At 51.1% G+C, this 13,644-nt stretch carries 13 protein-coding genes and 2 tRNA genes; 8 read left to right on the forward strand and 7 right to left on the reverse strand.

Going from position 1 to position 13,644, the window contains the following annotated elements:
• Positions 1-82 precede the first annotated feature (82 nt).
• Positions 83-565, forward strand: a complete 483-nt coding sequence (locus AC3QL0_RS12080) for an outer membrane protein assembly factor BamE (protein WP_493008694.1) — start codon at positions 83-85, stop codon at positions 563-565.
• A gap of 14 nt (positions 566-579) precedes the next feature.
• A complete protein-coding gene (gene dapB, locus AC3QL0_RS12085) occupies positions 580-1,371 on the forward strand; it encodes a 4-hydroxy-tetrahydrodipicolinate reductase (RefSeq protein ID WP_493008695.1) in 792 nt (263 codons plus the stop codon).
• A gap of 9 nt (positions 1,372-1,380) precedes the next feature.
• Here dapB and murB read toward each other — a convergent pair whose 3' ends face one another.
• Positions 1,381-2,385 carry a UDP-N-acetylmuramate dehydrogenase gene (murB, locus tag AC3QL0_RS12090; protein WP_493008696.1) on the reverse strand — a complete coding sequence of 335 codons (1,005 nt, stop codon included), beginning with the start codon at positions 2,383-2,385 and terminating at the stop codon, positions 1,381-1,383.
• 317 nt (positions 2,386-2,702) lie between these two features.
• Here murB and AC3QL0_RS12095 point away from each other — a divergent pair.
• The 6 genes from AC3QL0_RS12095 (at position 2,703) to AC3QL0_RS12120 (ending at position 7,148) form a co-directional block, all read left to right on the forward strand.
• Positions 2,703-2,778, forward strand: a tRNA-Gly gene (locus tag AC3QL0_RS12095).
• Positions 2,779-2,889: 111 nt separating this feature from the next.
• A tRNA-Gly gene (locus tag AC3QL0_RS12100) sits at positions 2,890-2,965 on the forward strand.
• A gap of 160 nt (positions 2,966-3,125) precedes the next feature.
• A complete protein-coding gene (locus AC3QL0_RS12105) occupies positions 3,126-4,049 on the forward strand; it encodes an alpha/beta hydrolase (protein WP_493008697.1) in 924 nt (307 codons plus the stop codon).
• 347 nt (positions 4,050-4,396) lie between these two features.
• Positions 4,397-5,344 (forward strand): 3-carboxyethylcatechol 2,3-dioxygenase, encoded by a 948-nt coding sequence (locus tag AC3QL0_RS12110; RefSeq protein ID WP_493008698.1) that lies wholly within the window; start codon positions 4,397-4,399, stop codon positions 5,342-5,344.
• Positions 5,345-5,395: 51 nt separating this feature from the next.
• On the forward strand, positions 5,396-6,196 hold the full coding sequence (locus AC3QL0_RS12115) for a 2-keto-4-pentenoate hydratase (protein WP_493008699.1): 801 nt from the start codon (positions 5,396-5,398) through the stop codon (positions 6,194-6,196).
• An 82-nt stretch (positions 6,197-6,278) separates the two neighbouring features.
• Positions 6,279-7,148: an alpha/beta fold hydrolase gene (locus tag AC3QL0_RS12120; protein ID WP_493008700.1), complete on the forward strand. Its 870-nt coding sequence runs from the start codon at positions 6,279-6,281 to the stop codon at positions 7,146-7,148.
• A gap of 49 nt (positions 7,149-7,197) precedes the next feature.
• Here AC3QL0_RS12120 and AC3QL0_RS12125 read toward each other — a convergent pair whose 3' ends face one another.
• Genes AC3QL0_RS12125 through AC3QL0_RS12150 form a run of 6 tightly spaced genes read right to left on the reverse strand, consistent with a single transcriptional unit; the run spans position 7,198 to position 13,364 of the window.
• Positions 7,198-8,070, reverse strand: a complete 873-nt coding sequence (locus AC3QL0_RS12125; protein WP_493008701.1) for a DNA-binding transcriptional regulator — start codon at positions 8,068-8,070, stop codon at positions 7,198-7,200.
• Positions 8,049-8,861, reverse strand: coding sequence for an IclR family transcriptional regulator domain-containing protein (locus AC3QL0_RS12130; RefSeq protein ID WP_135862732.1), 813 nt, complete (start codon positions 8,859-8,861; stop codon positions 8,049-8,051). Before AC3QL0_RS12130 ends, AC3QL0_RS12125 begins: the two co-directional genes overlap by 22 nt.
• A 10-nt stretch (positions 8,862-8,871) precedes the next feature.
• Positions 8,872-9,657 carry an aspartate/glutamate racemase family protein gene (locus tag AC3QL0_RS12135; protein WP_493008702.1) on the reverse strand — a complete coding sequence of 262 codons (786 nt, stop codon included), beginning with the start codon at positions 9,655-9,657 and terminating at the stop codon, positions 8,872-8,874.
• A 10-nt stretch (positions 9,658-9,667) separates the two neighbouring features.
• Complete coding sequence (locus AC3QL0_RS12140) at positions 9,668-10,429, reverse strand: SDR family NAD(P)-dependent oxidoreductase (RefSeq protein ID WP_493008703.1); 762 nt, start codon at positions 10,427-10,429, stop codon at positions 9,668-9,670.
• Positions 10,430-10,440: 11 nt separating this feature from the next.
• Positions 10,441-12,357: a TRAP transporter large permease gene (locus AC3QL0_RS12145; protein WP_493008704.1), complete on the reverse strand. Its 1,917-nt coding sequence runs from the start codon at positions 12,355-12,357 to the stop codon at positions 10,441-10,443.
• A gap of 2 nt (positions 12,358-12,359) precedes the next feature.
• The gene (locus tag AC3QL0_RS12150) at positions 12,360-13,364 is read right to left on the reverse strand and encodes a TRAP transporter substrate-binding protein (RefSeq protein WP_493008705.1); all 1,005 of its coding nucleotides are present in this window, start codon (positions 13,362-13,364) and stop codon (positions 12,360-12,362) included.
• Positions 13,365-13,644: the final 280 nt, after the last annotated feature.

Below are 13,644 nucleotides of genomic sequence, written 5' to 3' on the forward strand. Positions count from 1 at the left end.
TTACATCGTAGCATAATGCACGGATGTCCAAACTCATATCCCTTATAATAACGATTTTATTTAACAAGAGCACGGTAAGCTGATGAAAGCAAAAAACTACTCTTCTGTCCTACGCACCGGCGCAGCCATGTGTTTTACCGCACTATTACTGAGCGCTTGCGGCGGCACAAAGTGGGGATTTCCTTACAAAGCAGACATTCAGCAAGGTAACTGGATTACCTCTGAGCAGGTAGAACAACTGCGCGTCGGCATGACCCGTGAGCAAGTACGTTACGTACTGGGCACCCCTACTCTGCAAGATATCTTCCACTCTGATCGTTGGGATTATCCTTACTACAACAAACCCGGCTACGGCGACGTAGAGAAACGTTTGTTTACCGTTTGGTTTGATGGCAACACCTTGGTACGTTGGGATGGTGATCACCAACCTAACCACGAGCCATTCCAAAACCCAGCAACCATGGGGCCAGATACACCTAACGCTATTCAGCAAGACGTAGATGAAGCTCCATTGGAAGCAGAAAACCCCAATATTACAGACAGCTACCGTAGCCCTGATCAATAATTTCTGGAATTTGTATGCGTATCGCCATTGCTGGAGCAAGCGGCCGTATGGGCCGCATGCTGATTGAAGCTGTACTGAACAGCAACGACCTCACTCTTACTGTTGCCTTAGACCACGCTGGTTCTAGCTCCATCGGCCAAGACGCGGGTGCTTTTTTGGGTCAGAACACAGGTGTGCTAATTAGCGACAAACTAGATCAGTTGGCAAATGCTGACTGCTTGATTGACTTCACGCGCCCTGAAGGCACGTTGGCACACTTGGATGCGTGCGTGCGTCACAATACCCAATGCGTGATTGGCACTACTGGTTTTTCTGAAGAAGAAAAAGCCCGTATTCAACAAGCCGCTGAAAAAGTTGCCGTCATGTTTGCGCCCAATATGAGCGTAGGTGTGAACGCCACACTGAAACTATTGGAAGTTGCCGCAAAAATGCTGCAAAGCGGTTTTGACGTAGAAGTGTTTGAAGCCCACCACCGCCATAAAGTAGATGCACCTTCTGGTACGGCATTGGCAATGGGTGAAGCCGTTGCTAAGGCGTGGGACAAACCGCTAGACGAGATCGCCGACTGGGCACGCCACGGTCACACAGGCGCGCGCAAAGAAGGCAATATTGGTTTCTCGGTAGTACGTGGTGGCGACATCATTGGCGATCACACCGTATTTTTCTGCGGTGAAGGTGAGCGTATTGAGATCTCTCACCGTGCTAGCAACCGTACTATTTATGCACAAGGCAGCCTACGCGCCGCTCGCTTCTTGAAAGGCAAAACACAAGGCCTATTCAACATGCAGGACGTATTGGCAGGCTAACCGCCTCGGTTAGGCGTACAGCACGGGCTCTTGTTCCAGCTGTACGCCAAACTTCTGCTGTACATCACTCTGAATCTGCTGCGCCAGGTTCAACACATCTTCCAGCACCGCCCCACCACAGTTAGTCATCACTAACGCTTGACGTGGATGCATGGCTACTGCTCCTGCTTCGCGCCCTTTCCAACCGGCTTGATCAATCAACCACCCTGCTGCCAGCTTATAGCGGCCATCGGCTTGCGCATACGCCACCACATTAGGGTGCTGTGTACGCAGCACTGCGTACTGCTCAGCCTGAACCACTGGATTCTTAAAGAAACTGCCTGCATTGCCCACTTTAGCGGGGTCTGGCAACTTGGTACGTCGTACCTCGCACACTGCTTCAAACACGGCCTGCGCGCTAGGCACATTCTGCAGTGAAGCATGATCACGTAAATCGGGGTACTGCAACAATGGCTGCCACTGTCTGGGCAATCTAAAGCGCACCGCAACAATCAACCATGTGCCCGGCTTAGCGCGTTTAAACATACTGTCTCGGTACGAGAACTCGCACTCTTCTGCACTAAATTCGTACAGCTCACCTTCTAGCAAATTCCATGCCAATACGCTGTGTACGCGCTGCTCTAGCTCTAGACCATAGGCCCCAATATTTTGTACGGGTGCCGCGCCTACTGTGCCAGGAATCAACGCTAAGTTTTCTAAACCGTACCAACCTTGCTCTAAGGTGTAGGCCACAAAGTCGTGCCACACCTCGCCAGCACTAGCTTCCACCAACCAGAAATTATCGTGCTCACACAATAAACGTATACCTTTGTTGGCCACTTGAATGGTCAACCCAGGCAAGTCGGGATGCATAATGACATTGCTACCACCACCTAATACACGATGCTGCGCATACTCTTTAATGGCTGCGCTCAAGGCCGACAGCTGAGACACCTGCTCAAAACGAAACAGGGTCTGTGCCACACAAGGCAGTCCAAAAGTATTACAACGGGATAAATCTTGGTTATTCAACATAGTTAGGTGTGTTTGCTTGTCACGTCAGCAGAGGAAGTACAGCCTTGAGTATAAAGCAGGTACTGTCCCTACTTCGCTGCATAACCGGCCTTAGGCACATTTATTTCAAATCATTTCTCAAATTTGCTTGACACCGTAGAGCAAAAACAGCTATATTCACTTTCTCGCTTGATTGAACACCAAACAATCAAGTAGCCAAACAAACAGCAATGCAAGTGCGGCAGCGATTAGAAAAGTAGTTTCAAAGTTCCAGCAAGACACTTGCAAAACAAAAGAAACCAACTTATAATTCTAATCTTTCCTGAGAAGGAAAATATGCGGGAATAGCTCAGTTGGTAGAGCGCAACCTTGCCAAGGTTGAGGTCGCGAGTTCGAGCCTCGTTTCCCGCTCCAAATTCTTTAAAGAGCCCAAGCCATTGTTTGGGCTTTTTATATCAGCTAAGTTAGCGCTAGTTGAAGCCTGAAAACAGGCAGCAGTGTTAGCAAAGCAGGCAACGCTTAAATGCGGGAATAGCTCAGTTGGTAGAGCGCAACCTTGCCAAGGTTGAGGTCGCGAGTTCGAGCCTCGTTTCCCGCTCCAAATTAAAAAAGCCCAAACTTCGGTTTGGGCTTTTTTGCGTTTATTCCCTGCTCCTTATTACTTCACACACCAACTAACACTCTGATTCAACCTCACCTCCCCATCTTCTAGCATTAATGTGATAATAACGATTCCCATTTGCATCATTAGAAACACGATAATGCCTGTCTTACGCCGCCTTCTAGCTAGTATCGCTGCCCTCTCATTGGCTTACGCCACATCTACTTCCGCACAGCCAACACAACAAAACACACGTCAGGTAGAACGAGCATCTTCACCCTCTATCGTCGATCAAGAACACGCCACCTACCGCTTCGAGACTTTCACCCTCTCCTCAGAAGATGGCAAACGTCATTACAAGATAGAAGTAGGCATACCCAATCGCCCGGCCCCGGCTACCGGCTTTCCGGTGATTTATATGCTGGATGGCAATGCAGCGTTAACCAATATTGATACCTCCGACCTCGCCACCATTGATGCGTTGTCGCCTACGGTATTAGTGGCTATTGGCTATGACATTGATGGTAGCCACGATACGACAGCCCGCGCTTATGACTACACTCCACCGGTATTGAAAGATGGTGTTGCTCAAAATGTTGAAGTACGGGGTCGCCTAGGTGGTGGCGCGGCTGAGTTTCTGGAACTCATTGAAACCCGTATTAAACCGGAAGTAGATTTACGTGCACCTACTGACCACTCTCGCCAAACCTTGTGGGGGCATTCTTACGGTGGGTTGTTTACCTTGTATACCCTGTTCACTCGCCCTGAACTGTATCAACGTTACGTCGCTAGCGATGCTTCACTGTGGTGGCACGATGGTTTTTTGGTGACGGATACCTTTAAAGGCTTTGACCGCAGCAAGGCTCAGGGCAAGAAGATACGCATCATGGAAGGTGGCAATCGCTCTAACAGCAGAAGCGCCACGGATTCACGTGCCCAATGGTCAGCAAAGAATATAGTCAGGGATTTGCAAATGGCTGGCCTAGATATTAGCTATGAGAACTTTAGTGATCTGAATCACGGCCAGATGTTGAGAGCATCACTGAGACCCGCTCTACGACTAGCGGCTACACCAGCACAATAAGCGACAACACTCACAGCCTACGTCGTCTAGCACTTAGCCCCCATCAAGATCCTGCTTTTGCAGGATCTTTTTTTATGCCCTCTGGCGGTGCACAGAGTGCACCTGCAAACAACTATTTTTGTGCGGCTACAAGGCCATCCATAAAATCAGTTCATACAAATACGAGGGTGCATGAGCCCCTCCAAAATACAAGATACCGAGACAGAAATGACGCCCTCTTGCTAGCCCATGACTATACACATAGCGGCAAAGCGCATTTCCTCCCCTACCTGATTAAGACAAAAGCCATCCTGAATCGGCGATTTGCTGTAGAGCCTGCCGGTTCAGCCACGAAATCTGGAGATTCTATGAGTACCAGCGTTGTTAAGCTTAAGTGCCTGTCGCACACCCCATTGCGCGGTCTCAATGACCCTGCCCCTGGCGTTGTCGCCGAAGTTGATGCGGTGATTGCTGCCGCTCGTGCCGAGGTGGAAGCCTTTGATCCAGAGCTGATCGTGGTCTTTGCACCGGATCATTACAACGGCCTGTTTTATGACTTGATGCCACCCTTTGTAGTGGCAACTGCAGCGGAATCCGTTGCGGATTACAAAACGCTGCCAGGCCCTCTGTCTATTCCAGACAAGCTGGCCCTAGACTTAGTACGTCACCTGCTGGATAGCGATCTGGACGTAGCGCTGTCTCATCGCTTGCAGGTGGATCACGGCTGCACACAGATTCTGGAAGAAATGACTGGCAGCCTTACCCGCTACCCAGTGATTCCTATCATCATCAATTCCGTAGCGCCACCGTTTGCCCCCTACCGCCGTATTCGCCTGTTGGGCGAGGCTGTGGGTAAGTTCATCGCTGGCCTAAATAAACGCGTACTGATTTTAGGTTCCGGCGGCTTGTCACATGAACCTCCTGTACCCGTGTTTTCCGGTGCTAAGCCTGAGATCTCTGAGTTCTTGATTTCTGGGCGCAATCCTACTCCCGAAGCACGTGCCGCACGTCAGGCACGCACGCTGGCAACTGGGAAGATTTTTGGTACGCCTGACTGCGATCTAACACCACTCAATCAAGAGTGGGATCACGCTTTCATGGATCTGCTGATCAACCGAGATCTGCACAAAGTGGATGACTTTGAAATTGATGTCATCTCTAAAACAGCGGGCCGTTCCACCCATGAAGTACGTACCTGGATTGCCGCCTTTGCCGCGCTGTCTACCATGGGCCATTACGACGGCACTAAAGATTACTACCGCCCCGTGAATGAATGGATTGCTGGCTATGGCGTGATGAGTGCCGAACCTGCCTAACGCTCACAGCCCCCACGCCACTTCCTGATCTCGTCTGTAGGACACACCACTATGACACTCGATAACCAACTCTCGTCACTCACTGTTGCTGATGCCGCGCTCGCGCTACGGTTAGCTGCAGAACAAGGCCAGCCTATTGCCGCACTACGTGAGCGTCTGCAAAACGTCAGCGCTGATACTGCCTACGCGGTGCAAGAAGCTAATACTCGTTTCGCCTTAGAACAAGGCCGCCGCTTAGTGGGTAGAAAAATTGGCCTGACTTCGTTGGCTGTACAAGCACAATTGGGCGTAGATCAACCCGACTTTGGCATGCTCTTTGATGACATGCACGTAGGTGATGGCGACTCTATCGCCGCTGGCCGCCTGATTCAGCCCAAGGCCGAAGCAGAAATCGCTCTGGTGTTGGGCCGCGATTTAACTCGCGAACACCACAACTACGCCGACCTGATTAACGCCACCGAATACTGCTTACCCGCCATCGAAGTGGTGGACAGCCGTATTGCCAACTGGGACATACGCTTTGTGGACACCGTGGCCGACAACGCCTCTAGCGGCTTGTTTGTATTGGGTAGCCGCCCTGTACTGCTGCGCGACATAGACCTCACTGATTGCTTCATGGAAATGGAATGCGATGGTGAAGTGGTCTCACGTGGTAACGGTAGAGCCTGCTTGGGCAACCCCATGAACGCTGCCGTCTGGCTAGCTAACACCATGGTGCGTTGCGGACGACCACTGCAAGCAGGTGACATCGTGCTGACTGGCGCGCTAGGCCCTATGGCGGTAGCGAAAAGCGGCCAACACTTCAACGTCAAGATTGCCGGCATGGGCCCTGTGTCCGTGCGTTTTGAATAACTCTGTTGTGCAGGCTGAATAACCAGCCTGCTCCTCTCGCATTTCCCGGTGCTTAGGTACCGATCAATGACAAGGAATCATCATGACCACAACCGTGCTACATACTGAAGCCAGCACCAGCCGCTTCGCTCATATCAAAGAACAAGATCTAGACCTACAAATTCACTACAACGACACCGGCGGTAATGGCCCAGTAGTCGTGATGATTCACGGCTCTGGCCCTGGTGCTAGCGGTTGGGCTAACTTCAACCGCAACGTACAACCCTTGTACGACGCAGGTTTCCGCGTAATTTTGATGGACTGCCCCGGCTGGAGCAAAAGCGATCCTATCGTTTGTACCGGCTCTCGCTCTGACTTGAACGGCCGCGCACTGAAAGGCTTGTTAGATGTGCTGAACATCGAACGTGCTCACATCATCGGTAACTCCATGGGCGGCCACAGTACCGTTGCCTTCTCGTTGGCCAACCCTGAGCGTCTGGGCAAAATTGTCTTAATGGGTGGTGGTACAGGCGGCCCTAGCCAGTTTGTACCTATGCCGCCAGAAGGCATCAAACTGCTGCAAGCGCTATACCGTGAACCTACTATCGAAAACCTGCGTCGTATGATGCAAGTGTTTGTGTTCGATACCAAAAACCTGACTGAAGAACTGTTCCAAGCTCGTTTAGACAACATGCTGTCCCGACGCGAACACTTGGACAATTTTGTGAAAAGTTTGGAAGCTAACCCACGTCAGTTCCCTGACTTCGGACCACGCTTGGGCGAGATCAAAGCACCTGCATTGATCATTTGGGGCCGTGACGACCGCTTTGTACCGATGGATATTGGTCTGCGCCTACTGTGGGGCTTGGCCGATGCTGAACTGCACGTTTTCAGCCGTTGTGGCCACTGGGCGCAGTGGGAGCACGCTGATAAATTTAACCAGATGGTTATTGAGTTCTTCAGTAAAGACTAACTCCAAACGCGGCTTCGGCCGCGTTTCTTTTGCTAGTGACTCGCCACATCTACCACATACCGGAACTGTTCAGTTGTGCCTCTATTTCATCCACAGTAGAACGCAACACGGGTAATAAACGTTGCTCGGCTTCTCGGGTAGTCATCGCATTTTTAGTAAAAATAATATTAAGACATCCCAACACGCGCTGCTCATGGCAAATGGGTAAAGCAATCGCTCCCATACGAGTTTGCTCATGCCAATCCCCATCATTAGAGCCAAAACCTTGTTCCCAGGTTTTCTGCAATAACGCAGATACCAACTGCGGATTACGCGCTAATCGAGCCTGTTCGTCAGTGCCTGATCGCAATAAGTGCAGAATTTCCTCGCGCTCAGAATCCAAACAAGCACTTAAATACGCCCTGCCCACCGCAGTAAATAAAATGGGCATACGTCTACGTATCATGGCTTTATGAAACGACAATGGGCTAAACCTATGCGTAGTTTCTCGTACCACCATGTTGGCACCATCCAAGACGCACAAGTCCGATGGCCACACGGCTTTTTGCTGCAAGCGTTTCAAGGCTTCGCTGGCAATTTGAGACACCCAATCTTCGTCAGTAAAGCCGTCGCTCAACTGCCGTACTTTCTGATTCAAGCTATAGCATTCATCCGCTGCATTACGACGTACATAGCCTTCGTTCTGCAAGGTTTCCAGCATGCGGCGTACCGTTGTGCGATGTATGCCCGTGGCCGCACTGATTTCTTTGATAGAGGCGTATCCCCCTGCTGCCTGATTCAGGCTGCGTAGAATTTCCAAACCACGGCGCAAACTCTCAATAGGCCTATAGCACGATGGGTCATCTGACTCATCCCACTCTTTTACAACAATACTGTCGGCCACCCACGATGGGGAGGCTCTTAAGGCTTGTACCTGGGCCATCCATACTCTCCCAACGGTAAGGAATCGAGTTCACTTTCTATGTCGCGCACACACTTATGCAGTGCATCCAGATAACGCTCAGCGGCTTTGGCTGGTGTCATCGCACTTCTGAAAAAGATGATATTGATCGCCCCCAAAACACGATTGCGCCAGCATACGGGGTAGGCAATGGCGCTGATATTGGGTTCGGTACCGCCTGAAGATTCAGCGTAGCCCAAGCGGCGGGCTTCTATGCGACGTTGCAGCAACTCGTGCCGCATATCGTCTTTAGAGACACCATCAGGCTGCACGAGACTGGCAAGATCCAGCATTTGCTCTAAGCTCTCGTCTGCCACTTCACTCAGGATGGCAATGCCCATCGCTGAGCGCAGTAATGGCCGTGTTTTACCTACCATCGCACGGTTCACCGACATAGGGCTGAAACGGTGCGTGGATTCGCGAATTTCCAAATGCCCCGACGTAAAGGTCGCAAAATCGCTAGGCCACTGCACCTGTGCAAGCAAACGCCCCATATAGGGGCCAATGACCTGCACCACCCAGTCTTCGTCTTTCACACTATCGGCAAAACGACGAAAATGCTTGGTCAGAAAATAACGTCCATCACCGGATCGTAGGTATACGTAGCCCGCCTGTTCTAAGGTGAACAACAGGCGGTAAACCGTAGCTCGGTGTATGCCGGTGTACTTCGCCAGCTCCCCTGGCGTAGCCCAACCCAGATCACTCAGCGCACCAATGAGTTCCAAACCCCGCTCTAGGGCTCTGACTCTGGGGTAGATATCAGTTTCTGGCATAGTCTGTGTCTCAAATAGGAGGATAGAGCTTCAGCATTTCTTCGCTGGGCTTAACGTAATGCCACCGTCTCCCCGCATGCAAACCGGTGAGCTTATACAACTTAGCCAACATCTCTGCATACGATAGTGGCGCACCCACACCATCCAGCACACTGACGCCATCTATGTCATACACATCATTGGCGGCCAGCACTTCGGCTACCAAGCCTTCAGCGGGCACGATAAGATCAGCCCCTTCTGCAATGGCACGACGTGCAGTTTCTGTGAAGGCTGCAATGTATTCGCTAGGGTCCAGAAACACCTGCTCAATGCTGCGCTCTGGTAGCTGCGGCTCAATCACATAGATGCCACTGATACGTGCCTCGAAACGATGGCGGTGCATGGCGTTTTTTAGGAACCACTGATTTTCTTCATTCAGCGTCACCAAGCCAATTTGCTGTGCCATAGAGCATGAAATCAGCACGGTGCTTTCTGGCATGGAAATCACTGGAATATCCACCAACGAACGGCACTCACGCAGCATCGGCTCTGTGTAGGTGCCAATCACAAATGCGTCATAGCCTTCTTGTTCAGCTTGATGCACATTGTGCAAAAGCTGCCTGCTCATGGCTTTGTGATAGGCATAGGGTACTTTCATCACTTCACTGGGCGACTTGCCGTGCCACATAGACTCCGGCACCCCATGCAATACGATTTCTGTACCGGGGTTGGCAATGTGCGCATAGTGCTTTGCCAACGAGGCTTTATACACAGGGTAATTATCCAGATCAACGCTGGACTGATGCCAGATTCTCATCGCCATCTCCTTACACCATGTAGTAGCCGCCGTTGACGTCTACGGTGCTACCTGTCACATAGGATGCCAAAGGCCCTACCAAATACGTCACCGCAGCCGCCACTTCTTCCGGCAACCCCACACGCGCTAACGGGACCAACCCTACGGACTTGTGATCATCTTCAGGGGCTAAACGAGTACGCAACATAGGCGTGTCGATTAGACCAGGCGACACCACGTTAGCCGTAATGTTCATGGGGGCCATTTCACGGGCCAAAGCTTTAGTGAAGGCAATAACTGCTGCCTTGCTGGCCACATAGGCCGTGCAAGAACGGTAGCCACCTAACTGCGCCCCTGTTGAAGCAAAATTAATGATGCGACCATGCTGGGTATCTTGATCTACTTGCATCACAAATGCTCTGCAAATGGCATAGGTACCAAACGCATTCACAGCAAAGACTTTGTCCCACAGCTCTGGGGTAGTGCCTTTTACATCAATCACCGCACCGCCCTCACCTACCGGAGAAATAGCGGCGGTGTTCACTAATACTGACAAACGCACACCATCGTCGCGCAAACTGGCAAACAGCTGCTCTACAGACGTAATGTTGCTGATGTCCACGCTGGCTGCTCGGTGGCCGTGGCCTGGCAATGTTGCCATCACGGCCTGTACTGCAGTTATATCCAAATCGGCCAATACCACTTGCAAACCTTGCTCAGCCAAGGCTTTACATACGGCTTGACCAATACCACCAGCAGCGCCCGTTACTAGGGCAATACGATTTTCATTCATGTTTACTTCCCTCAATTACCACTCAGCACGCTAGGCAACCACATCGTAATGATGGGGAACGATGTGAGTAGAATGACGCGGATTAAATCGGCGACCAAGAAAGGCGTCACGCCTCGGAAAATAGTAGATAACGGTAGGCGATCACCCACCACACTGCGCATCACAAATACGTTCATGCCCAGCGGTGGCGTAATCATGCCAATCTCTACCAACGACAGCGTTACTACGCCCCACCAGATCAGGTCATAGTTCATGCCTAGGATCAGAGGCACTACCAGTGGTGTAGTCACCAACACGGCAGCCAAGGTATCGAACACCGTACCCAACAACAAATAGAACACCACCAAGCCAAATAGAATCAGCCATTTAGGCATAGTTTCTATGTCGATAATGCTCAATACCAACTGAGCAATATCAGTGAAGCTCATGAAACTGGCGAAGATATTTGCACCAATAAAGATGACGTAAATCGCCCCGGCATTGATGGCCGTATCCACCAACGAGGCTTTGAATTTTTCTAGCGTAAAACCTTTGGTGCTGATGGCAAACACAAAAGCCAACAGCGCACCAACAGAGGCTGCTTCTTGCGTCGTAAAGATGCCGCCATACAAACCGCCCAACACCAATGCGAATAGCAACACAGGACGCCATGCTTTGATTAACGCTGCACGCGCAACTGGCCAGTTAAACTCTTCTACATCGGGCGCTAAACTAGGTTTGAGTCGTACCGACACAAAAATCGCCAGTACATACATGGTCAGTGCCAACAGGCCAGGAACCAATGCTGCTTGGAAAGCGATCTGAATGGATTGCTCTACCACCACACAGTACACAATCAGCACGACAGACGGAGGAATCAACGCCCCCAACGTACCGCCCGCAGCAATACAACCCGCTGCCAAACTGTGCGCGTAGTTACGGCGTTCCATCTCGATGAAAGCCACTTTACCGAAGGTAGCCGTGGTCGCAATGGAAGAACCACAAATGGCACCAAAACCACCACACCCCAATACGGACGCCATCGCCAAACCACCACGACGCGATCCTAGCAAGGCTGTACCAGAGTTAAAAATATCGCCAGACAGACCTGCCCACGTTGCAAAGTTACCCATCAACAAGAACAGCGGAATTGCTGCCATGTCCATACTGGTCAACGCACGGCCTACTTCGTTTTGGGATACCACCAACGCCTGTTCACCGCCCATGGTTAACGCCAAACTAGCTACACCAACCAACATCAGTGACACGCCAATAGGAATCTGTGCCGCAATCAGCAAGTACAAAACCAAGAACGCCATACTGGCTTGCATGCCGGGGCTACTGTCTTCATTGATGAACAGCACCGTCAATACAGCACACACTGCAATGGTGCCTACGGTGACCAATGCACCACGCCAGAACCCTGGCTGTGCATAACCTCGGTCACGGCATAGCACATACCAATGTTTTACCGTTTGGATCAGCACAGTCAGCACCGCCAACGACATCAATGCACCAGCCACTGCCCACCAACCCGCAGTATGCCAACCCACTACCATCGTTTTTTCGCCGTACTCTTGTGCATCCATCGCACGAAACAGCAACGATGCCGCTAACCACCCAAACACCAGCACCTCAGCGATTTCACACACCAAATGCACGGCAGTTTGATTGCGGCCAGCCACTACCTTCATCACATCCATACGGATATTCAGATGGCGCACAAACACTAGCCCTGACAAGCCTGCCACGATGATGGCCATGAACAGGCCATTCAATTCGAATAGCCCCCTCACGGTGTAAGGCGTAAAGGCACGCAGCAAGATATCCACTAACGTTCCGGCTGATACCACCAACAGCAACGTCAATACCGCCCACGCCATTACCTTACAGAACAGGTCTGCCCAATCAGCCTTGGCGGAATTTTCCACAATATTGGCTGAACTCATGCTTATTGTGCTCCACGCTGGGACTCAATACCTTGGGTATACACCTCCCACACACGCTGACCATTCGGCGTACTTTCCACCCATGCGTCGATCACAGGTTGGATCGCTGCCGACCAACGCGCTACATCTGCTTCGCTAGGCGTCACAATAGTATGTGCTGGATTCTCGGCTAATTGAGCGCGTAGACGTGCGTTCTCACCGCCCAAGCCCTCAGACCAACGTGGCAAGAAGTTAGCACCACCGTGTTTTTCCAATGCGGCTTTAGCTTCTGGAGGCAGACGATCATACGCACGTTGGTTGATCACCAAGAACACGGTGCTAGAACCCATAGGCACATCGATGTGATACGGCACAAAGTCCAGTACCTGCCATGTGTACACAGCGTTCCAATCGTTTAAGCTGCCGCTCAAGGTTTTCTTGGACAGGTTTTCAGCCGTCTGAGACACTGGCAAGCCCACAGGAATAATACCCAGCGCTTCTACCGAGGCACTGGCCAAGGGGCCTGCAGCACGAATGCGGTGCCCTTTGAAGTCATCCAACGAGCTGATTTCACTCACGCTGTGGCCAGTCAAAATACCGGACGACACCATGGCAAATACTTTCACATCATCAAAGCCATCCAATAAACCCTCTTCGTACAAGCGCCATACGCCAGTAGAAGCTTCGCCTACGGTACGGGCTTGGAAAGGAATTTCGGGAATATCCGCGACTTTAAAGCGACCGGGTGTATAGCCTGTTACGCCCCACGCCATATCCACTAAACCACGACGCACAGCGTCAAAAGTATCCTCGGCTTTGACCAATGAACCACCTGAGTACAACTGAATTTTCAGCGTACCTTGTGAGTCTTCCTCTATGTCTTTGATCAAGGGCTCAAACATCCCTTTGGTCAAGTAAGCGTTTGGCCCCGCAAAGTTGGCGAATTTTAGTGTTGTAGGTTTAGCCGTCGCCGTCACCCCGCATGTTAAAGAGAAGGCGCAAAGAGCTGCCATGAGGATTCGTTTCATCGTTATCTCCGTATTTTGGTTGGCTTACCGTGCTGAGCTAGCTCGCACTGCGCGCATCTGTGGCGGGATACGCTGCCGTGCCATTCACTTTTTTTGATCGCTTACCTAGGGTTAGGTCCGGCAAGAGTTCGTATTACACACACTCGCGTGTAGCAGATCAATCGAAATCCTTGAGGTGTTCATCTGGTAAACACATCTTCAGGGATAACCCCATAAGCCTTTATTTGCTTTGTTCTGCTGTGTTTTCAGGGTGTTTACCAGATGAACTTTACATATACTT

The sequence above is a fragment of the Paenalcaligenes sp. GW821-LYS-B07-1 genome (genome assembly GCF_058803365.1).